This is a genomic window from Candidatus Frankia nodulisporulans (assembly GCF_902806475.1).
Classification (GTDB): domain Bacteria; phylum Actinomycetota; class Actinomycetes; order Frankiales; family Frankiaceae; genus Frankia; species Frankia umida.
In genome coordinates, this window is the sequence record NZ_CADCWS010000060.1 from 1 (window position 1) to 19743 (window position 19743).

The following is a 19743-nucleotide window of genomic DNA, read 5'->3' on the forward strand; positions in this document are numbered from 1 at the left end:
TTCGGCGCGCGGGCGGGCCGGTGGGCGACGGCCAGGGGTGCGTCGCGTCGGCCAGAATGGCCGTATGCGGAGATCGGACGCCTACCCCGTGGCCGGGTGCGGCGGTGTCGACTCCGCGCAGGGTTGAGGCGCCGTGACGGGCCGAGGCATGGAGCAGGGCCGGTGTGTGGAGCAGGGGCAGAACGTGCAGCAGGACCGAAGCACGCGGCAGGGCCGGAACATCGAGCGGGACCGGGACGCGAAGCAGAGCCGCAACGAGGAGCGGGACCGGGACGCGGAGCAGGGCCGGAACGCGGAGCGGGACGCGACGGCGGGTGCGGCCGGGTCGTTGTGGCCGCTGGGGGCGGCGACGGGGGTCGGGTCGCTGCCCGGCACCGACGCGGCCGAGGCGCAGAAGCTGGTGTTCGACGAGTTGCCGGATCTGCCGCACCTGCCGGAGCTGCCGGAGCGCGGGCCGGGCGCGGGGCTCCTCGGGCGTAGCGGCGCGATCCTGCTGGAGCTGCCGGTCGATCTGCAGCCGGCGGGGTGGCGGCTGGTGCCGCGGGTCGGCATGGACCTGCGCCGCGCCCGGGATCTGCTCGTCCGTGACCTGGACGCGCTGGTGGAGACCGCGGCCGGCTACACCGGGCCGTTCAAGATCGCGGTTGCCGGACCCTGGACGTTGGCGGCCCAGCTCGAGCTGCCCCGGGGGCACAAGGCGCTCTCGGACGTCGGAGCCACCCGCGAGATCGCCGAGTCGTTGGCGGCGGGCCTCGGCGAGCATCTGAAGGAGGTGGCCAGTCGGGTGCCGGGGGCGAAGTTGATCGTCCAGCTTGACGAGCCGTCGCTGCCGGCGGTGCTGGCCGGTCGGGTCCGCACGCCCAGTGGCTTCTCGGTGCTGCGGGCGGTCGAGGACGGCCTGGCCGCCACGCGGCTGCGTGCGGTCGCCGAGGCGGCCCGGGCGTCCGGTGCGGTCGGGGTGGGGGTGCACTGCTGCGCGCCGTCGGTGCCGTTCGAGACCCTGCAGTCGGCGGGGGCGGACTTCATCGGCGTGGACGCGGCGCTGCTCACCCGGGCCGAGGACGATCTGATCGGCGAATACGTGGACGCGGGTGGGCGGCTCATCGCCGGGATCGTGTCGACGGCCGCCGCGACGGCGGAACTGTCGGACGTCCGTCGTAGCGTCGAATCCGTCATCGCACTGTGGAACCGGCTGGGCTTCCGGCCGGAGCAGCTCGGGGAGGTGGTCGCCGTGGCACCCGCGTGTGGGTTGGTCGGTTTCGGCGCGGAGACGGCGCGAGCGGTCCTGCGGCACTGTCGTCAGGCCGGTCGCGTGTTGGTGGACGCGCCGGCATGAGCACGTCCGCGCCAGGTGAGGTGTCTCCGGCGAAGGCAGGTCCCGCGGCGGCGGAGACGGCCACGGTGGCCGGAGCGGCTGAGACGACCGGAGCGGCTGAGGCGGCCGGGGCGCCGCAGCGGGCTCGGGCGGCCGCACTCGCGCAGGAGCTGGAGGAGCACGCCTACCGGTACTACGTGCTGGACGCGCCGACCGTCGCCGACGCCGAGTACGACGCGCTGATGCGGGAGCTGACGGCGATCGAGGAGCGCCATCCCGACCTGCGCACGCCGGATTCGCCGACGCAGAAGGTCGCCGGGGCGTACTCGACCCTGTTCACCCCGGTCGAGCACCTGGAGCGGCTGCTCTCGCTGGACAACGTCTTCGACGACGACGAGTTCCACCAGTGGGCGGCGCGGGCGGCGCGCGAGAGCGAGGTCGCCGCCTGGCTGTGCGAGCTGAAGATCGACGGGCTGGCGGTCGATCTCGTCTATGCCGACGGGCGGCTGGTGCGGGCGGCGACCCGTGGGGACGGGCGCACGGGGGAGGACATCACCCCCAACATCCGGACGTTGGCGCGGGTGCCGACCCGGCTGCGCGGGCCGGAGGTGCCGGAGCTGCTCGAGGTGCGCGGTGAGGTGTTCTTCCCCACGGCGCGGTTCGCCGAGCTCAACGCCTCGCTGGTCGAAAGCGGCGAGAAGCCGTTCGCCAATCCGCGCAACGCCGCCGCGGGCTCGCTGCGGCAGAAGGACCCGCGGGTCACCGCCTCCCGCTCGCTCGACATGATCGTCCACGGGTTGGGGGTGCACCGCGGCTTCGAGGCCGACTCCCAGTCCGGCGCCTACGCTCAGTTCGCCGAGCTGGGGCTGCCGGTGTCCACCCGCTTCGAGGTGTTCCCCGCCGTCTCCGACGTGCTGGGGTACCTGCACCGCTGGGGGCAGGCCCGCCACGACGTGGAACACGAGATCGACGGGGTGGTCGTCAAGGTCGACGCGTTCGCCCTGCAACGTCGGCTCGGGTCGACGTCCAAGGCGCCGCGCTGGGCGGTCGCGTTCAAGTACCCGCCGGAAGAGGTCACCACGAAGCTACGGGACATCCGGGTCAACGTGGGGCGCACCGGGCGGGTGACGCCGTTCGGTGAGCTCGAGCCGGTGCTGGTCGCCGGGTCCACGGTCGGGCTCGCCACGTTGCACAACATCGACGAGGTGGGCCGCAAGGGCGTGCTCATCGGCGACACCATCGTGCTGCGCAAGGCCGGCGACGTCATCCCGGAGATCGTCGGCCCGGTCGTCGACCTGCGTGATGGCAGCGAGCGGGCGTTCGTCATGCCCACCCACTGCCCGGAGTGCGGCACCGCCCTGGTCCGGCCCGAGGGTGATGTGGACATCCGGTGCCCCAACACCGAAGCCTGCCCGGCGCAGCTGCGGGAGGCGATCTTCCATCTGGCGTCCCGGGGGGCGCTGGACATCGACGGCCTGGGCTACGAGACGGCGGTCGCATTGCTCGAGGCCGGCCGGGTGCACGACATCGGTGACGTGTTCCACCTGGGGCCCGAGTCGTTCGAGGGGCTGCGCGGCTTCGCCCAGAAGAAGATCGACAAGATTCTCGCCGGGGTCGAGGCGGCCCGGCACCGTCCGTTGTGGCGGCTGCTGGTCGGCCTGTCCATCCGGCACGTCGGCCCGGCCGCCGCCGGTGCGCTCGCCCGGGAGCTGCGCTCGCTCGACGCGATCGCGGCGGCGCCCGTCGAGGTCCTCGCCGCCGTCGACGGTGTCGGCCCGACGATCGCCCAGGCCGTGGTCGACTGGTTCGCCGACGAGCGCCACCGCGACGTCGTCGCCCGCCTCGGCGCCGGTGGGGCGTCGCTGGCCGACGTCGGCGCCGACACCGGTCCCCGACCCCTCGACGGCGTCTCCGTCGTCGTCACCGGCACCCTGGACGGCTGGAGCCGGGACAGCGCCACCGAGGCGGTGCAGTCCCGCGGCGGCAAGGTCACCGGCTCGGTGAGCAAGAAGACGGCGTTCGTCGTCGTGGGCGCCGACCCCGGAGCGTCCAAGTACGACAAGGCGCGCAGCCTGAAAGTGCCCGTCCTGGACGAGGCCGGCTTCGCCGTCCTGCTCGAGCGGGGCGTGGACGCCGCCCGCGCCGTCGCCGAACCCGTGGCCACCGACGGTTCCGCGGAACCAGCCGGCGCCGTGGCCACCGACAGCGCCGCGGCCACCGAGGGTTCCGCGCCGGACGCTGGCGCAGGCTCGGGCTGATCCGCGGGTGCGGTGCGGCGGGGCCGGTTCAGTCGCGGCGGGCGAGCCGGGCGGCGATGCCGGCGAGGTGGGCGAGCCGGGCGATCTCCGAGGCGCGGAAGGCGGGGCCGCCGGGGCGTCCCAGCAGGATCACCAGCCGCGGGTGGCCGACCGGAGCGGCGGCCAGCGCCATGTCCACCGCCAGCCAGCGGGCCGGGAAGCCACCCTCATCGGCCCGCACCGCCCGGGCCTGGGCCAGCGGCAGCCAGGGCAGCGCCAACCGGACCCGCTCGGGCACCCCCAGATCGCCCCCGCCGAGCACCGGCGCGCCCACTGACGACTCGCGAATCCGCACGTCGTCGGCATCGAGATGCTCGAGCAGCACCGCCCAGTCGGCGTTGAACACACAGGGCGCGAGCCGGGCGAGTGTCGCCGGAGCCTGCTCGGGGTGCTCGGCCAGCGAGTCCGCGAGATCGAGGTCGCCCGCCACCGCCCGGCCGTCCGCGAGGAACGGGCGCAGCGACTCGACCGTCACCCCGGGCACCGACAGCGCGGCACTGAGCGCCCGGTCCGCGAGACCGCCCGGCGGCAGCACGAACAGCAGGTCATCGACGGCGCCCTCGGAGCTGCGCTCCACCACGGTGACACTCTGGATGTCGATACCGGCAGCGCCCAGCGCCGTCGCGACGGCCCCCAGGGTGCCCGGCCGGTCAGGCAGCACCACCCGCATCAGATACGACATGTAGCTGATCATGCACAAAGAGCGTGTCGCTTGGATAGCCGATCGGTCACGCCGAGATGACGTGGCGCACCCGGCCGGGGCGGCGAAACGCCAGGTCCGGCTCATGTCGGCGCCTGACGCGCCGGCCGGTGCCCGACGCCGTCGGCCGCACCGGGGGCGGGCGGAACCGGTTGCGGCTGTCGGGCCGTACGATGACATCACGCCGACGCGAGCATGACGCGCGGTCCTGGGTCCCGCTGCGATCGTCCCCGGCTCGAACCGGGAGAGGGTCCGGTCGGGAGCCGTTCGAGCCGGGAACCGGCCGGGGCCGCCGCGCCGCCCGCGGCACGCGTCCGTCCAGTCACGGGCCGCGCGAGCCCACCGCCCACGAAGGGGCCGCACGCCATCATGGGGATCACGCGGGACGAGGTAGCCCATCTCGCCCGGCTGTCGCGGATGTCGGTGACCGACGCCGAGCTCGACGCACTGGCGCCGCAGCTCGAGGCGATTCTGTCGGCGGTGGCCAGGGTCTCCCAGGTCGCGGCGGCGGACATCCCGCCGACCAGCCACGCCGTGCCGTTGACGAACGTCCTGCGCCCGGACGTCGTCCGTCCGTCGCTGTCCGCCGAGGACGCCCTAGCCGGCGCCCCGGCCGCCGAGGACGGCCGCTTCCGGGTGCCCCGCATCCTTGATCCGGACGAGTGAGGTCGCCGCCCGCATGACCGACCATCCCACATCCCCCGTGTCCCAGCCGGCCAGCACCAGCGTGGGTGCGGCCGGGGGCGACGTGACCCGGCTGACGGCGGCGGCCACCGCGGCGGCGATCGCCGCGGGCGAGCTGTCCGCCGTCGAGGCGACCCAGGCGGCGCTCGAGCGGATCGCCAAGGTCGACGACACCATCCACGCCTTCCTGCACGTCGACGGTGAGGGCGCGCTCGCCGCGGCCCGTCGGGTCGACCAGCGGCGTGCCGCCGGCGAGGCGCTCGGCCCGCTCGCCGGGGTCCCGCTCGCCCTCAAGGACGTGCTCGCCACCCGCGGCATGCCCACCACCTGCGGCAGCCGCATCCTCGAGGGGTGGCAGGCCCCGTACGACGCGACCGTCGTGACCCGGCTGCGTGCCGCCGACGTGGTGCTGCTCGGCAAGGTGAACATGGACGAGTTCGCCATGGGCTCCTCCACCGAGAACTCGGCCTACGGGCCGACCCGCAACCCGTGGGACACCACCCGCATCCCGGGTGGGTCCAGTGGTGGTAGCGCCGCGGCCGTCGCCGCCTTCGAGGCACCGCTGGCGATCGGCACCGACACCGGCGGGTCGATCCGCCAGCCGGCCGCGGTGTGCGGGCTGGTCGGGGTGAAGCCGACCTACGGCGCGGTCAGCCGGTACGGGCTGGTCGCCTTCTCCAGTTCGCTGGACCAGGCCGGGCCGCTGGCCCGCACCGTCGGTGACGCGGCGCTGCTGCACGCGGCGATCGCCGGGCACGACGCACTCGACTCGACCAGCGTCGACGTGCCGGTGCCACCGGTGGTGGCCGCCGCCGCCCGCCGGGACGTGCGGGGCATGCGCGTCGGTGTGGTGCGCGAACTGTCCGGGGACGGCTACGACCCCGGGGTGCGGGCCGCCTTCACCGCCGCCGTCGAGACGCTGACCGAGCTCGGCGCCGAGATCGTCGAGGTCAGCTGCCCGCACTTCACCTATGCGATGCCCGCCTACTACCTGATCGCGCCGAGTGAGTGCTCGTCGAACCTGGCCCGGTTCGACGCGATGCGTTTCGGGCTGCGCCTGGGCGACGACGGGCAGGCCGGCGCCGAGGAGGTCATGAGCCGCACCCGCGAGGCCGGTTTCGGCCCCGAGGTCAAGCGGCGCATCATCCTGGGCACCTACGCGCTGTCGTCGGGTTACTACGACGCCTACTACGGGCAGGCGCAGAAGGTCCGCACGCTCATCAGCCGCGACTTCGCCGCCGCCTACGAGCAGGTGGACGTGCTGATCTCGCCGACCACCCCGACACCGGCCTTCCCGATCGGCGCGAAGGTCGACGATCCGGTCGCGATGTACCTGTCGGACCTGTGCACGATCCCGTCGAACCTGGCCGGCGGCCCCGCGATGAGCCTGCCCGTCGGGCTCGCGGACGGCCTTCCCGTCGGCCTGCAGATCATGGCGCCGACCTTCGCCGACGACCGGCTCTACCGGGTCGGCGGCGCCTTGGAGGCGGCCCTCGACGACCGTCGCGGCCACCCGCTGCTCGACGAGGCACCGGCGCTGTGATCGCCGCGGCGAGCGGGGGAGACCGGCGATGGTGACGTTGCGCAGCCGCCGGCAGGACCGGCTGCTCGTCGTCGTGGTGTGGCTGCTCACCGTGGTGGTGCTGGGGCTGGGCATCGCGACGGTCAATCCGATCCTGCTGCTGTGGGGTGTGATCGGCCTGCCGGGGGCGGTGTTCCTGACCCGCGTCCACCTGCGCGACACCCGTGGCGGCGGCCCGGCCGGATCGTCCGACCCGGATGGGCCGTCGGGCACCGACGTCCCGTCCGACCAGACCCTCGAGGAGAACGACCGGTGAGCACCGCGGCTCCCACCAGCGCCCTGGCGTCCTACGACGATGCGATCGCCCGCTACGAGCCGGTGATCGGACTCGAGACGCACGTCGAACTCGGCACCGCCTCGAAGATGTTCTGTGGCTGTGCGACGGCGTTCGGCGCCGAGCCGAACACCCAGGTCTGCCCGGTGTGCCTGGGGCTGCCCGGGTCGCTGCCGGTCGTCAACGAGGCGGCGGTGCGGTTCGCCGTGCTGATCGGCCTGGCGCTGCACTGCGACATCGCGTCGTGGTGCCGGTTCGCCCGCAAGAACTACTTCTACCCGGACATGCCGAAGAACTTCCAGATCAGCCAGTACGACGAGCCGCTGTGCACGGACGGCTACCTCGATGTCGAGGTCGACGGTGAGATCCACCGGGTCGGCATCACCCGCGTCCACATGGAGGAGGACACCGGCAAGTCGCTGCACGTCGGCGGCTCCACCGGGCGCATCCACGGGGCGACCCACTCGCTGGTCGACTACAACCGGGCCGGCATCCCGCTGGTCGAGATCGTCACCGAGCCGGATGTCCGCTCGCCGGAGGTCGCTCGCGCCTACGTCGACGAACTGCGCGAGCTGATCCGCGCGCTCGGCGTCTCGGACGTGCGGATGGAACAGGGCTCGCTGCGCTGCGACGCCAACGTCTCGTTGCGGCTGCGCCCGGCGCCCGGCGAACCCGACGCGCCGTTCGGTACCCGCAGCGAGACGAAGAACCTCAACTCGCTGCGCTCGGTCGAACGCGCCGTGCGCTACGAGATCACCCGCCAGGCGACGCGGCTCGACGACGGCGAGCGGATCGTCCAGGAGACCCGCCACTTCGACGAGAACGCCGGACGCACCTCGTCCGGCCGCTCGAAGGAGGAGGCGACCGACTACCGGTACTTCCCGGAGCCGGATCTCGCACCGCTGGCGCTGTCCGCCGAGTACGTCCAGACGCAGCGGGCGAGCCTGCCCGAACTGCCCGCGGCCCGGCGCACCCGCCTGATCGCCGATCACGGCTACACCGTCCGTGACCTGGTCGACCTGCGCAACGCCGGTGTCCTCGACCTGGTCGAGCAGACCATCGCCGCTGGCGCCGCGAACCCGGTGGCCGCCCGCAAGTGGTGGCTCAACGAGCTGGCCCGCCGCGCCGCCGACAGCGGGGTCACCCCTGCCGACCTGGCGATCACCCCCGCCGACGTTGCCCGGATCACCGTGCTGATCGCCGGTGGCGAGCTCACCGACGCGTTGGCCCGCAAGGTCATCGACGGCGTCCTCGCCGGGGAGGGCACGCCGGACGAGGTCGTCACCGGCCGTGGCCTCGCGGTCGTCGCCGATGATGGGGCGCTCACCGCCGCCGTCGACGCCGCGATCGCCGGCGCCCCCGCCATCGCCGACAAGGTCCGCGGCGGCAAGCTGAACGCCGTCGGCCCACTGGTCGGCGCCGTCATGAAGGCGACGAAGGGCCAGGCCGACGCGGCCACCATCCGCGGCCTCCTGCTGGAGCGCCTCGGCGTTTCCTGACGCCGCCGAGGCCGGCGATGCCCTCGGGCGACATCGCCGTTTCGCTCCGCACCTTCGACGGCCTGCACCTGGCCGGAATCCTCGTGACACCGGACGTGGCGTACGAGCGGGCCGCGGTGATGGTCCACGGCGGCGGTGTCACCCGCGAGGAGGGCGGCTTCTTCACCCGGCTGGCCGCCGGGCTGGCCGCGGTGGCTCTGGACCGGCGTGCGGACACCGGGGCGCGGGTCATCCACCTCCTTGGCACCAGCTTCGGCGGCGGCCTGACGGCGTACCACGCGGCGAAACGGCCGGCGGAGCTGACCCGGCTGGACGTGACGCCGGAGGATCTCGTCCAGCTCGTGGTCGGCATCGCCCTGGCCACCGCCCGGGTGGCGGATGTCGACCAGCCTGATCGCCTGCTCGCCCTGGCGCTCGCCGGGGTCCGCGTCGATGCGGTGGCCGACCGGAGCTGATCTCCCGGGCACGTTTCCGGTCAACGTCCGGATAGGGTGAAACCGGGTGGTCGGGTGTGCCTCACGCGTTGTTGTCGCGTCCTTCCCGGTACGGATCATCCTGTCCGGGATGGTGTCAAGTGCGGGGTCGGAAGTGGTTGTCCTGGCGTGGCATGAGCCTGGGAGGACCACGATTTCCGGTGGTGTCCGACCCGCGTGTCGGGTTGCTGACGTCGCCCGGCGCGTCGGATGCGGAACCCGGAAGGCCTTCGTAGGGTGAGGTCCGGCCGGCTGTTCCCGGCCGCCGGATCACGTGCCGCTCAGGTATGTGAGCAGTACAGGTCTGTGAGTAGTAGTCGTCAGCGAGGGGAGGACAGGTCGTCGTGCCTCTCACTCCGGGTGGGTTCTCCGCGTCGACGTCCCGGCGCCGTGGCCGTGGCCGGCGCCGCGCGATCATCGCCATGGTGGTCGTGGTCGTGCTGGCCGCGGCCAGCGGGGTCGGTTATGTCCTGAAGAACCGGGCGGACGACCGGGCTGCGGACAGGCGGGTCCAGACCGCGGCGGCGGCGTACCTCGCGGCCTGGCGAACCCTCACCACCACCGGTGGGGCCGCGACCCCGAACACGTCCTCGACGGCCGGCGCGGCGGGCGGTTCCGGTGGCACGACGGCTGGTGCGTCCGGCGCCTCGAGCACGACCGGCGGCGGCTCGAGCACATCCGGCGGCGCGGCCGCCGACAGCGACCGGGCCGGGCGGGCCGCGGTGACCGCGGCGACGGTGACCGGCAGCACCAGCGTGGCGACACTGCTCGCGACCATGGCCGACGTGCGGGACCGGCTGCTGGTCACCGGGGCGACGTTCACGCCCGGGTCGGTCAGCCGGCACGGTGGGGTGGCCACCGCGCCGTACGTGGCGAAGCTGGACCTCTCGGGTCTGCCGAGTCCGCTGGAGTACGCCGGGGTGCTGAACCTGACCTCGACCGATCACGGCTGGAAGGTCCGCGCGGACCTGCCCGCCGTCCACCCGGCGCTGCGGGCGGGGCTGCTGCTGGACCGGACCGCGTCCACCGGGCACCGGGGGGAGCTGGAGTCCGCCGACGGCCAGCCACTGCGCTCCTCCGGTGACCTCGCCAGCAACCTGGTGGGTCGCACGGGGCCGTTGTCGGGTCTCGAGCGGGTCTATGACGACCGGCTGCGCGCCCAGGGCGGCGCGGTCGTCGTGCGCGCGGCCGCCACCCGCGACGCCCAGGGTCAGGTGGTACCGGGCAAGGTGGTGCAGACCCTGCACACCTATCCGATGACCGACGGCCAGGCCGTGCGGACCACGCTGGACCTGCGGGTACAGCAGGCCGCCGAGCAGGCGCTGGCGACCGCGGCGCGCCCGACCGCGGCGATGGTCGCGATCGACACCCGCACCGGTGGGGTGCTGGCGCTGGCGAACCATCCGGCGACCGGGGCGAGCCGGGCGGTGCGCGGCAAGTACCCACCCGGATCCACCTTCAAGATCATTACGGCGACGGCGGCGCTGATGAACGGGCGGGCCGCGAACACCCCGCTGGACTGCACCCAGTCGGTCAGCGTCGACGGGCGGACGTTCCAGAACGCCGAGGCCGAGCAGTTCGGCACGATCCCGCTGCGCACCGCGTTCGCGAAGAGCTGCAACACCGCGTTCATCCGGCTGGAGGAGTCACTGCCCGCGAACGCCCTGGCCAAGGCCGCGGCGCTCTACGGCTTCGACGGCACCTCGCCGCTGGACATCGCGAGCTTCGGCGGCACCTTCCCGACCCCGCGCGACGGTGCGGCGTCGGCGTCGGCGTCCATCGGGCAGGCCCGGATCGAGGCCTCGCCCCTGCAGATGGCGAGCGTGGCGGCGGCCGTGGCCAGCGGCACCTGGCGCCAGCCGTTCGTCGCCGGGCAGCCGGCGCGCAGCAACGCGATCCCGACGAACGTGCTCGGGCCGCTGCGCGACTTCATGCGGGCGGTGGTCACCGAGGGCACGGCCGCGACCGTCCCGATGCCCGGTGAGGTGTTCGGCAAGACCGGCACGGCCGAGTACGCCGACGGTGACCCGCCGCCGACGCACGCCTGGTTCGTCGGTTACCGCGGCGACGTCGCGTTCGCCGTCGTCGTCGAGGACGGTGGCTTCGGCGCCGAGACCGCCGCGCCGATCGCCGCCCGGTTCCTGACCGCGCTCGACGGCGGTCAGATCGCCCCCGATCCCGCCGTCGGCGGTCGCTGACCGGAGTCGGGGCGCGGCGTTGCTTGACGTACGGCCGGAACTCCGGCACGGTAGTTCCGTGCACATCCTGCTTCTCGTACGTCCGATGCGTTCGTAGTCGACAACCTCGACTCCGTGCGCCGCCCCTCAGTGCCCTTGGCACGAGGGGCTTTTTCGTGCCCGGCGGGTTTTCACCCCCGATATCGCCATCTCCACGGCCTCAAGGAAGACGCCCAGATGACACGAGAGATCACCGGAGCCCAGTCGCTCGTCCACTCCCTCGAGGCGGTCGGAGCCGAGGTGGTCTTCGGCATTCCGGGTGGCGCGATCCTGCCCGCCTACGACCCGTTGTTCGACTCGACCCGAGTGCGGCACATCCTCGTTCGTCACGAGCAGGGCGCCGGGCACGCGGCCGAGGGCTACGCCCAGGCCACCGGTCGGGTCGGCGTCTGCATGGCGACCTCCGGCCCGGGCGCGACGAACCTGGTCACCCCGATCGCCGACGCCTACATGGACTCGGTGCCGATGGTGGCCATCACCGGCCAGGTCGCGAGCGCCTCGATCGGTACGGACGCCTTCCAGGAAGCGGATATCTGCGGCATCACGCTGCCGATCACCAAGCACAACTTCCTCGTCCAGTCCGCGGACGACATTCCCCGCACGATCGCCGAGGCGTTCCACCTGGCCGGCACCGGGCGACCCGGTCCGGTGCTGGTCGACCTGCCCAAGGACATCCTGCAGTCGCTGACCCGGGTGCTGCCGCACGAGGTGTGGCCGCCGACGCTCGACCTGCCGGGCTACCGGCCGGTGACCCGCCCGCACGCCAAGCAGGTGCGCGAGGCGGCGAAGATGATCAGTGGCAGTCGTCGGCCTGTGTTCTACGTCGGCGGTGGGGTGCTCAAGGCGCGGGCGGCGGCGCAGCTGCGCACGCTGGCCGAGATGACCGGCATTCCGGTCGTCACAACCCTGATGGCCCGCGGCGCGTTCCCCGACTCCCACCCGCAGCACCTGGGCATGCCCGGGATGCACGGGTCGGTCGCCGCGGTCACCGCGTTGCAGAAGGCCGATCTGCTCATCACCCTCGGCGCCCGGTTCGACGATCGGGTCACCGGCAAGCTCTCGTCGTTCGCGCCGAAGGCCGCCGTGATCCACGCCGACATCGACCCGGCCGAGATCGGCAAGAACCGCATCGCCGACGTGCCGATCGTCGGTGACTGCCGCGAAGTGATCAACGATCTGATCGCCGCGCTCGTCACCGAGCCCCGCCCGGACCTCGAGGCCTGGTGGCGGGCGCTGGACGGCTGGCGGCGCACCTACCCGCTCGGCTACGACACCCCGCCCGACGGGTCGCTCGCCCCGCAGCACGTCATCGAGCGCCTCGGTCGCATCTGCGGCCCGGAGACCATCTTCAGCGCGGGGGTCGGCCAGCACCAGATGTGGGCGGCGCAGTTCATCACCTATGAGCACCCGTACACGTGGTTGAACTCCGGTGGTGCCGGGACGATGGGATACGCCGTTCCCGCCGCGATGGGCGCGAAGGTCGGTCGTCCGGAGGCCACCGTCTGGGCGATCGACGGCGACGGCTGTTTCCAGATGACCAACCAGGAACTCGCCACCTGCGCGCTCGAGGGAATCCCGATCAAGGTGGCGATCATCAACAACGGCTCGCTCGGCATGGTCCGCCAGTGGCAGACCCTGTTCTACGATCAGCGTTACTCCAACACCGAACTCGGCACGCATCCCGACTCCCCGCGGTCCGGGGTCAAGCGGGTGCCGGATTTCGTCCGTCTCGCCGAGGCGCTGGGCTGCGTCGGGTTGCGCTGCGAGTCCGCGGGCGAGGTGGACGAGACGATCGAGAAGGCCATGGCGATCGACGACGCGCCCGTCGTCGTCGACTTCGTCGTCCATCCCGACGCGATGGTCTGGCCGATGGTCGCCGCCGGGTCCAGCAACGACGAGATCCGGGTCGCCCGCGACCTCGCGCCCGACTTCGACTACTCCGGTGACACCGAGGTGAACCTGTGAGGACCACGCACACCCTGTCCGTGCTGGTGGAGAACCGACCCGGGGTGCTCGCCCGGGTCTCGGGCCTGTTCTCCCGGCGCGGCTTCAACATCGAGTCGCTGGCGGTCGGGCCGACCGAGAACGCCGACGTCTCCCGGATGACGATCGTCGTCGCCGTCGACGACCTGCCGCTGGAACAGGTGACCAAGCAGCTCAACAAGCTGGTCAACGTCCTCAAGATCGTCGAGATGGACACGTCCGTCTCGGTGCAGCGGGAACTGCTGCTGGTCAAGGTGCGGGCCGACCTCGCCGTGCGCTCCCAGGTGCTGGAGACGGTCGCGCTCTTTCGCGCCAAGGTGGTCGACGTCGCCCCCGACGCGGTCACCATCGAGGCCACCGGTACCCGCGACAAGCTGGACGCCCTGATCCGGATGCTCGAGCCGTTCGGCATCCGGGAACTCGTGCAGTCCGGCATGGTGGCGCTCGGCCGCGGCTCACGCTCGATCACCGACCGCAGTCTGCGGGCCGTCGAGCGCTCGGCCTGAACCACCGCAGTTTCCCGTCCGAAGTTCCGACGAGATCCCCATGAGAAGAGAGACCCCCACGATGGTCGAGATCTACTACGACGACGACGCCTCGCTGGATGTCCTGGCCGACCGCAAGGTCGCCATCATCGGCTACGGCAGCCAGGGCCACGCGCACGCGCTGAACCTGCGCGACTCCGGCGTCGACGTCCGGGTCGGCCTGCCCGCGGACAGCCGCAGCCGGCAGAAGGCGGCCGAGCAGGGCCTGCGGGTGCTCACCCCGGCCGAGGCGTCCGCCGAGGCCGACATCATCATGCTGCTCACCCCGGACACCACCCACCGCAAGATCTACGCCGAGTCGATCGCCCCGCACCTGTCCGAGGGCAAGGCGCTGGCGTTCGGCCACGGCTTCAACATCCGCTACAACCTGATCGAGCCGCCGGCCGGCGTCGACGTGTTCATGGTCGCCCCCAAGGGCCCCGGCCACCTGGTCCGCCGGGTGTTCGAGGAGGGCAAGGGCGTGCCCGTGCTCGTCGCCGTCGAGAACGACGCCACCGGCAAGGCGCTCGCCATCGCGCTCGCCTACGCCAAGGGCATCGGCGGCACCCGCGCCGGGGCGCTGCGCACCACGTTCACCGAGGAGACCGAGACCGACCTGTTCGGTGAGCAGGCCGTGCTCTGCGGCGGTGCGTCGGCCCTGGTCCAGGCCGGGTTCGAGACCCTCGTCGAGGCGGGTTACACCCCCGAGGTCGCCTACTTCGAGTGTCTGCACGAGCTCAAGCTCATCGTCGACCTGATGTACGAGGGCGGCATCTCGCAGATGCGCTACTCGATCTCCGACACCGCCGAGTACGGCGACGTCACCCGCGGTCCGCGGGTCGTCACCCCGACGGTCAAGGCCGAGATGCGCAAGATCCTGGAGGAGATCCAGGACGGCACCTTCGCCCGTGAGTGGGTCGCCGAGGACGACAACGGCCGTCCGACCTTCACCAAGCTGGTCGAGGAGGGCAAGCAGCACCCGATCGAGCAGGTCGGCGGCCGACTGCGGCCGCTGATGTCCTGGATCAACGCCTGAGTGACCGACCCGGCGCCGTCATCCCGGCGCCGGGTCGACTCGGCCCGCTGACCCGCCCGTGGGTGGCATCGCGGCAGGTGGAGCAGGTCACGGCCGAGTGTGGGCGCGCCGGGGACGTCTGCCTGGAACGCAGGCGACACGCCCGCGCGACCAGGCTGCCCGACCGGTGCGGTGCCAGGGTGATCTTTATGCTGAACATGCGCGTTCAGCTTGCCGTCGGGTTTACCGTGGCAGTCATGGCGCCGCGGCATGAGGACCCGTTCGAGGGGCTTCGCCTGAACGAGCGTTTCGTGCGGGGGGCCAGCTTCCTCGAGCCGTCCGCGGACGAACGCGGCCGGTCCTCGGAACCGGCCAGCGGCTCCACCCGATGCCAGGTGGTGCCCGCCCCCCGCGGGCTGCCCGGTGTCTTCCATCGGATGGTGTCCCCACCCGCGCCACCCGGCCGTTCCCGGCGCATCGCCCGGATGGTCACCTTCCTGGCCATCGTCGTCGGGATGATCACCATCACCGTGGTGGCGCTGCGCCAGACCGCGACCCGCGGCGGCATCGGAGTGACCACCGCCGCCCGAGCCGGGGCCGCCACGGCCGTGGGCAGCACGCCCACGCTGCGCTCCGCCGTCACCAGTGGGCTCAGCGAACCGCCGGCCGGCTTCACGGTGAGCGCGGCGCTGATCTCGTCGTTGCACCGCGGCGACTGCCTGGCCTGGACGCCCCTGCCCGCGGGCGACATCGAGGTGCTGCGCCCGGTAGTCCCGGTCCGGGTCGGCTGCGACCAGCCGCACATCGACCAGGTCACCCGGCTGGTCGACCTGGCCGGGCCGGACGAGAACTTCCCCGGCGCCTCGACGTTGGCGCAGCGCGCCCGGCAGCGATGTGCCGGCGCCCTGCGCGACAGCACCGGTGCCATCGACTCCGCGCCGCATCTCGCCGTCGGCGCCCTCTACCCGTCGGAGCCGAGCTACGCCGCGGGCGTGCGCCGCGGCGTCTGTACGGTGCGGCCCGACGACCTGCGCACGCGCAACGAGCCGATTCGCGTCATCGGGTCGATCGTCACCTGAGCGCCGTGGGGTCCGTGGGGTCCGGGTCCGCCCGAGCCCGCGCGGTAGCGTGGATGCCCGGCGGGTGGCGAGTGTTGCCGGGCGGTCGGTCCGACGTCGGGTACTGTGTAACAGCGATGTGTGCGCTCCTTCTCCTTAGCCGCCGCGGCGGGGCCTGATCCAGCTGGCTTCCCCGTCGCGGTGTTCTCGTGCGCCGGCGACGGTATGACCTCGTTCGAGGAAGCAGAAGCAGGAGCGCGATGACCACGCAACCGCAGGTCTCCCCCATCCGTTCGGCAGCGCCGGCCGGGCAGCGTCCCGGCGCGATGCCGGTGGAGAAGTACCGGCCGTTCACCCCCGTCACCCTGCCGGACCGCACCTGGCCGCAGCAGACGATCACCCGCGCCCCGCAGTGGTGCAGTGTCGACCTGCGTGACGGCAACCAGGCACTGATCGACCCGATGACGCCCGCCCGCAAGATGCAGATGTTCGAGCTGCTGGTCGCGATGGGCTACAAGGAGATCGAGGTCGGTTTCCCGGCGGCCAGCCAGACCGACTTCGACTTCATCCGCGAGCTCATCGAGTCCGACCGGATTCCCGACGACGTCGTCGTCCAGGTGCTGACCCAGGCCCGCGAGGAACTGATCGAGCGCACCGCGCAGTCGCTGGTCGGTGCCGACAACGCGCTGATCCACCTGTACAACTCGACGTCCACGCTGCAGCGTCGGGTCGTGTTCGGGCTGGAGCGGGCCGGCATCACCGAGATCGCCGTGCAGGGTGCCCGCTGGTGCGCGCAGTACGCCGACAAGCTGCTGGGTGACACCAACGTTCGCTGGCAGTACAGCCCCGAGTCGTTCACCGGCACCGAACTCGACTACGCCGTCGAGGTGTGCGAGGCGGTGATGGACGTCTGGGAGCCGACGGCCGAACGTCCGGTGGTGCTGAACCTGCCGGCGACGGTGGAGATGTCGACCCCGAACGTCTACGCCGACCAGATCGAGTGGATGGGTCGCAACCTGACCCGGCGCGAGGCGGTCATCCTGTCCCTGCATCCGCACAACGACCGCGGCTGCGCGGTGGCGGCGGCCGAGCTCGGCGTCCTGGCCGGCGCCGACCGGGTCGAGGGCTGCCTGTTCGGCAACGGTGAGCGCACCGGCAACGTCTGCCTGGTCACCCTCGGCCTGAACCTGTTCTCCCAGGGCATCGACCCGATGATCGATTTTTCCGACATCGACGGTGTGCGCCGCGCGGTGGAGTACTGCAACCAGCTGCCCGTGCACCCGCGCCATCCCTATGGCGGCGACCTCGTCTACACCGCCTTCTCCGGTTCCCACCAGGACGCCATCAAGAAGGGCTTCGAGGCGATGGCGCGCACCGGGCAGACCCTGTGGGAGGTGCCCTACCTGCCGATCGATCCGAAGGACGTGGGCCGCACCTACGAGGCCGTCATCCGGGTGAACAGCCAGTCGGGCAAGGGTGGGGTCGCCTACCTGCTCAAGGCCGAACACTCCCTGGATCTGCCGCGCAAGCTGCAGATCGAGTTCTCCGGGGTGGTCCAGCGGCACACCGACGCCGAAGGCGGCGAGGTCACCGCCGAGCAGCTGTGGCGGATCTTCTCGGACGAGTACTTCCTGGCCGGCGGGGCCGACCGCGGCCCGCTGGAACTGCTGGGCTCGCGGACGACCGCCGCCTCGGGGGAGCGGGACGAGGTCTCGGTCTCCGTCCGGGTCGACGGGGCGGACACGATCATCACCGGCGTGGGCAACGGACCGATCGACGCGTTCGTCGCGGCGCTGGCCACCCGCGGTCTGCCGGTGCGCATCCTCGACTACAACGAGCACGCGCTGGGCTCCGGCGCCGACGCGCGGGCGGCGGCCTACCTGGAGGTCGACGTTGACGGCACCATCTACTGGGGCGTCGGGATCGACCCGAACATCGTCACGGCGTCGCTGCGGGCCGTGGTCAGCGCGGTGAACCGGGCCGCCCGTGCCACCGGCACCGCCCCGGGTCAGCTGCCCGGGTCAGCCGTGGTCACCCAGCGTTCCGCCGAGACCAGCGGCGCCCCGGTCGTCTGACCGACACCGCCCCCGCCTGCTCCGCTCGCCCGCCGCTGGTCCGCCGATCAGCGGCCCGGCGGGCGGGCCAGGCGGGCCGCGGGTGAACATCGGACGCCGCGGTCAGCCTGGCCGCTCGGTGCGCGCGACGGTGCCGGTGATATCGCCGCGCACCTCGTCCAACAGGGCATCGGGAACATCGGTCATGCCATGGTCGACGCGGGCGTGGGTGTCGACCGAACGCAGCAGGTCCGCCTCGTTGGCCGCGGTGATCCGGGTCTCGCAACCGTGAATGATCGCCCCGCAGTAGAATTCCTTCATTGCCGGTCGGCGCAGGGTGATCTCCGTGGGCCGGGAATGGCCGACGAGCGCCGGGCTCGGCGCCATCAGGGCCTGCGCGGTCCAATACCGGTTTCGCCTCATGTCGACAGCTCCGCAAGGCGCAGCATCAGGCTCTCCATCCTGACCAGGCCGAGTGGTCGGCCCATCTCGGTCACGATTATCACCGGGTCGAACCGGTTGGCCCGGGAGCGGGTCATCGCCCGCCGCGCCACTTCGGTCACCGGTTCCTCGGGGCGGGCGAACAGCGTGGTCGGCATCCGGCGCAGTTCACCTCCGCCCGCACTGACGTGCAGGGCGACCGGTCGGCACCGGTTGGAGACAATGATCGTCGCGCGTGGGTTCTGCTCGTCGCCCCGACCGTGCGCGGTGTCCGGCGGGCCGGCCGGGGCGCGCATCGGGCAGCTCGGGCAGTCGGTGGACATCGCGCAGTGCCCCGAATCGCCGATGCTCACCGTGGCCCGTTCCATCAGGCTCTCGATGCTCGCGGCCCGGTTGGTGCGTTCGGACAGCTGCCGCAGCCGACGGGCCACCCCGGCGTCGAGCTGCTGCCAGTCCGGCCTCGGCCGGCCCAGCAGGAATCCCTGCCCCAGCGGGACGCCCAACGCCACCAGCATGGCCAGCTCGTCGGCGCGTTCGACCCCCTCGGCGATCACCCAGCCGTTGAGCCGACTCGCGAAACCACCGACCAGTTCGGTCAGCGCGATCTTGACCTGGTCGTCGTCGATGTTCACGACCAGGGAACGGTCCAGTTTGACGAAGTCCGGCCGGACCCGGGCGATCTGGCGCAGCCCGGCGTAGCCGGAACCGACGTCGTCCATGGCGATGAACGCGCCGCGGTCGCGCAGTTCGCTGGTGATGGCGGCGAGTTCCGCGGTGTCGTCGAGATCCACCGTCTCGTTCAGTTCGAGCACGATCCGGCGCAGGTCGGCGTCCTGCCAGACCTGGGCGACCGGCGGCTCGCCCAGCAGGTGCGGCAGCACGTTGACCGCGAGGAAACAGCGCTCGGGCATCCGGTCGCGGGCGGCCAGCGCCGCGGCCAGGACCCGGGCCTCCAGCTCGGCGGCCACACCGTGATGGACCGCGGCGGCGAAGATCCGGTCGGGGGAGACCCCGGGATGGCTTTCGAAACGAGCCAGGGCCTCGTAGCCGGCGATCACCCCACGCTGTAGATCCACCACCGGCTGGAAGTGCAGCGTCGGCTCGGTGGGATCGCGCAGAACACGGTCGAGATCCGGCGGTTCCGCCTCGTGGCCGGCCGCGGCCGACCCGGCTACGGAGACCTGACCGGCCGACGGCGGGCTGGCACTCGGCGCCCCGGTGCGTGCGGCCGACACCGCGGCGGCCGCGGTCGACCCCGTGGTGATGGACGCGGTGCTCGCCGTCGTGGGGGCCGCCGTCGTGCTGGTCGCCGTGATGCTGGTCGTCGGTGGGCGTGCTCGGCTGGCCGAAACGGCGCCGAGATCGGCCTCGCCCTCGGCACGGCTGCCCCCGGCGGCTCCGGATGGAGACCGCGGTCGGGTAATCATGCGCCGTGCACCCCCTCGCTTCAAGCACGTCGCACTGTCCTGGTAAGGGAATTTTTTACCATCTGATCCGCGCGGATGGCGTGAGTACCGTCCGGAGTTGTGGGTCCCGCGCTCTTTTGGGTAGCCGGCGAGAAATGCCATGATTAACGACAGTCGCATTTCGGGTGTCCGGTCCGTGGG

The 19743-nt window shown here is 72.2% G+C and carries 16 protein-coding genes; 13 read left to right on the forward strand and 3 right to left on the reverse strand.

Going from position 1 to position 19743, the window contains the following annotated elements; genetic code table 11:
• The first annotated feature begins 148 nt into the window (after nt 1-148).
• Complete coding sequence (locus G6R24_RS08395) at nt 149-1336, forward strand: methionine synthase (protein WP_163548589.1); 1188 nt, start codon at nt 149-151, stop codon at nt 1334-1336.
• Nucleotides 1333-3573: an NAD-dependent DNA ligase LigA gene (gene ligA, locus G6R24_RS08400; protein ID WP_163548590.1), complete on the forward strand. Its 2241-nt coding sequence runs from the start codon at nt 1333-1335 to the stop codon at nt 3571-3573. The genes G6R24_RS08395 and ligA overlap by 4 nt, the downstream gene beginning before the upstream one ends.
• Nucleotides 3574-3601: 28 nt before the next feature.
• Here the strand turns inward: ligA and G6R24_RS08405 are convergent, their stop codons facing one another.
• Entirely contained in the window at nt 3602-4306 is a 705-nt protein-coding gene (locus G6R24_RS08405) for an ACT domain-containing protein (RefSeq protein WP_163548591.1), read from the reverse strand.
• Between the two features lie 375 nt (nt 4307-4681).
• Here G6R24_RS08405 and gatC point away from each other — a divergent pair, with 375 nt between their 5' ends.
• The 11 genes from gatC to leuA all read left to right on the forward strand — a co-directional run bounded on the left by gatC (nt 4682) and on the right by leuA (nt 17716).
• Nucleotides 4682-4978 carry an Asp-tRNA(Asn)/Glu-tRNA(Gln) amidotransferase subunit GatC gene (gene gatC / locus G6R24_RS08410; RefSeq protein WP_163548592.1) on the forward strand — a complete coding sequence of 99 codons (297 nt, stop codon included), beginning with the start codon at nt 4682-4684 and terminating at the stop codon, nt 4976-4978.
• Between the two features lie 13 nt (nt 4979-4991).
• Nucleotides 4992-6539, forward strand: coding sequence for an Asp-tRNA(Asn)/Glu-tRNA(Gln) amidotransferase subunit GatA (gatA, locus tag G6R24_RS08415; RefSeq protein ID WP_225438282.1), 1548 nt, complete (start codon nt 4992-4994; stop codon nt 6537-6539).
• Between the two features lie 28 nt (nt 6540-6567).
• A complete protein-coding gene (locus G6R24_RS08420; RefSeq protein WP_163548593.1) occupies nt 6568-6834 on the forward strand; it encodes a hypothetical protein in 267 nt (88 codons plus the stop codon).
• Nucleotides 6831-8351: an Asp-tRNA(Asn)/Glu-tRNA(Gln) amidotransferase subunit GatB gene (gatB, locus tag G6R24_RS08425; protein WP_163548594.1), complete on the forward strand. Its 1521-nt coding sequence runs from the start codon at nt 6831-6833 to the stop codon at nt 8349-8351. Before G6R24_RS08420 ends, gatB begins: the two co-directional genes overlap by 4 nt.
• Before the next feature lie 17 nt (nt 8352-8368).
• Nucleotides 8369-8806 (forward strand): hypothetical protein, encoded by a 438-nt coding sequence (locus G6R24_RS08430; protein WP_163548595.1) that lies wholly within the window; start codon nt 8369-8371, stop codon nt 8804-8806.
• A gap of 362 nt (nt 8807-9168) precedes the next feature.
• Nucleotides 9169-11022 carry a penicillin-binding transpeptidase domain-containing protein gene (locus tag G6R24_RS08435; RefSeq protein WP_163548596.1) on the forward strand — a complete coding sequence of 618 codons (1854 nt, stop codon included), beginning with the start codon at nt 9169-9171 and terminating at the stop codon, nt 11020-11022.
• Nucleotides 11023-11151: 129 nt separating this feature from the next.
• Nucleotides 11152-13026: an acetolactate synthase large subunit gene (locus tag G6R24_RS08440; protein ID WP_263864024.1), complete on the forward strand. Its 1875-nt coding sequence runs from the start codon at nt 11152-11154 to the stop codon at nt 13024-13026.
• Entirely contained in the window at nt 13023-13550 is a 528-nt protein-coding gene (gene ilvN / locus G6R24_RS08445) for an acetolactate synthase small subunit (protein ID WP_163548600.1), read from the forward strand. Before G6R24_RS08440 ends, ilvN begins: the two co-directional genes overlap by 4 nt.
• Before the next feature lie 61 nt (nt 13551-13611).
• Nucleotides 13612-14604 (forward strand): ketol-acid reductoisomerase, encoded by a 993-nt coding sequence (gene ilvC / locus G6R24_RS08450; protein WP_163548606.1) that lies wholly within the window; start codon nt 13612-13614, stop codon nt 14602-14604.
• Nucleotides 14605-14840: 236 nt separating this feature from the next.
• Nucleotides 14841-15662 carry a septum formation family protein gene (locus G6R24_RS08455; RefSeq protein WP_163548602.1) on the forward strand — a complete coding sequence of 274 codons (822 nt, stop codon included), beginning with the start codon at nt 14841-14843 and terminating at the stop codon, nt 15660-15662.
• A gap of 239 nt (nt 15663-15901) precedes the next feature.
• A complete protein-coding gene (leuA, locus tag G6R24_RS08460; RefSeq protein WP_225438283.1) occupies nt 15902-17716 on the forward strand; it encodes a 2-isopropylmalate synthase in 1815 nt (604 codons plus the stop codon).
• Between the two features lie 102 nt (nt 17717-17818).
• Here leuA and G6R24_RS08465 read toward each other — a convergent pair whose 3' ends face one another.
• Nucleotides 17819-18118, reverse strand: coding sequence for a DUF1059 domain-containing protein (locus tag G6R24_RS08465; RefSeq protein WP_163548603.1), 300 nt, complete (start codon nt 18116-18118; stop codon nt 17819-17821).
• Nucleotides 18115-19563 carry an EAL domain-containing protein gene (locus G6R24_RS08470; RefSeq protein ID WP_225438284.1) on the reverse strand — a complete coding sequence of 483 codons (1449 nt, stop codon included), beginning with the start codon at nt 19561-19563 and terminating at the stop codon, nt 18115-18117. Before G6R24_RS08470 ends, G6R24_RS08465 begins: the two co-directional genes overlap by 4 nt.
• Between the last annotated feature and the right edge of the window lie 180 nt (nt 19564-19743).

Bases quoted from the DNA above. Each gene is read 5' to 3' on its own strand.
- G6R24_RS08395 (WP_163548589.1), top strand. From the start codon at position 149: ATGGAGCAGGGCCGGTGTGTGGAGCAGGGGCAGAACGTGCAGCAGGAC.
- ligA (WP_163548590.1), top strand. From the start codon at position 1,333: ATGAGCACGTCCGCGCCAGGTGAGGTGTCTCCGGCGAAGGCAGGTCCC.
- G6R24_RS08405 (WP_163548591.1), bottom strand. From the start codon at position 4,306: ATGATCAGCTACATGTCGTATCTGATGCGGGTGGTGCTGCCTGACCGG.
- gatC (WP_163548592.1), top strand. From the start codon at position 4,682: ATGGGGATCACGCGGGACGAGGTAGCCCATCTCGCCCGGCTGTCGCGG.
- gatA (WP_225438282.1), top strand. From the start codon at position 4,992: ATGACCGACCATCCCACATCCCCCGTGTCCCAGCCGGCCAGCACCAGC.
- G6R24_RS08420 (WP_163548593.1), top strand. From the start codon at position 6,568: ATGGTGACGTTGCGCAGCCGCCGGCAGGACCGGCTGCTCGTCGTCGTG.
- G6R24_RS08430 (WP_163548595.1), top strand. From the start codon at position 8,369: ATGCCCTCGGGCGACATCGCCGTTTCGCTCCGCACCTTCGACGGCCTG.
- ilvC (WP_163548606.1), top strand. From the start codon at position 13,612: ATGGTCGAGATCTACTACGACGACGACGCCTCGCTGGATGTCCTGGCC.
- G6R24_RS08455 (WP_163548602.1), top strand. From the start codon at position 14,841: ATGGCGCCGCGGCATGAGGACCCGTTCGAGGGGCTTCGCCTGAACGAG.
- leuA (WP_225438283.1), top strand. From the start codon at position 15,902: ATGACCACGCAACCGCAGGTCTCCCCCATCCGTTCGGCAGCGCCGGCC.
- G6R24_RS08465 (WP_163548603.1), bottom strand. From the start codon at position 18,118: ATGAGGCGAAACCGGTATTGGACCGCGCAGGCCCTGATGGCGCCGAGC.
- G6R24_RS08470 (WP_225438284.1), bottom strand. From the start codon at position 19,563: ATGATTACCCGACCGCGGTCTCCATCCGGAGCCGCCGGGGGCAGCCGT.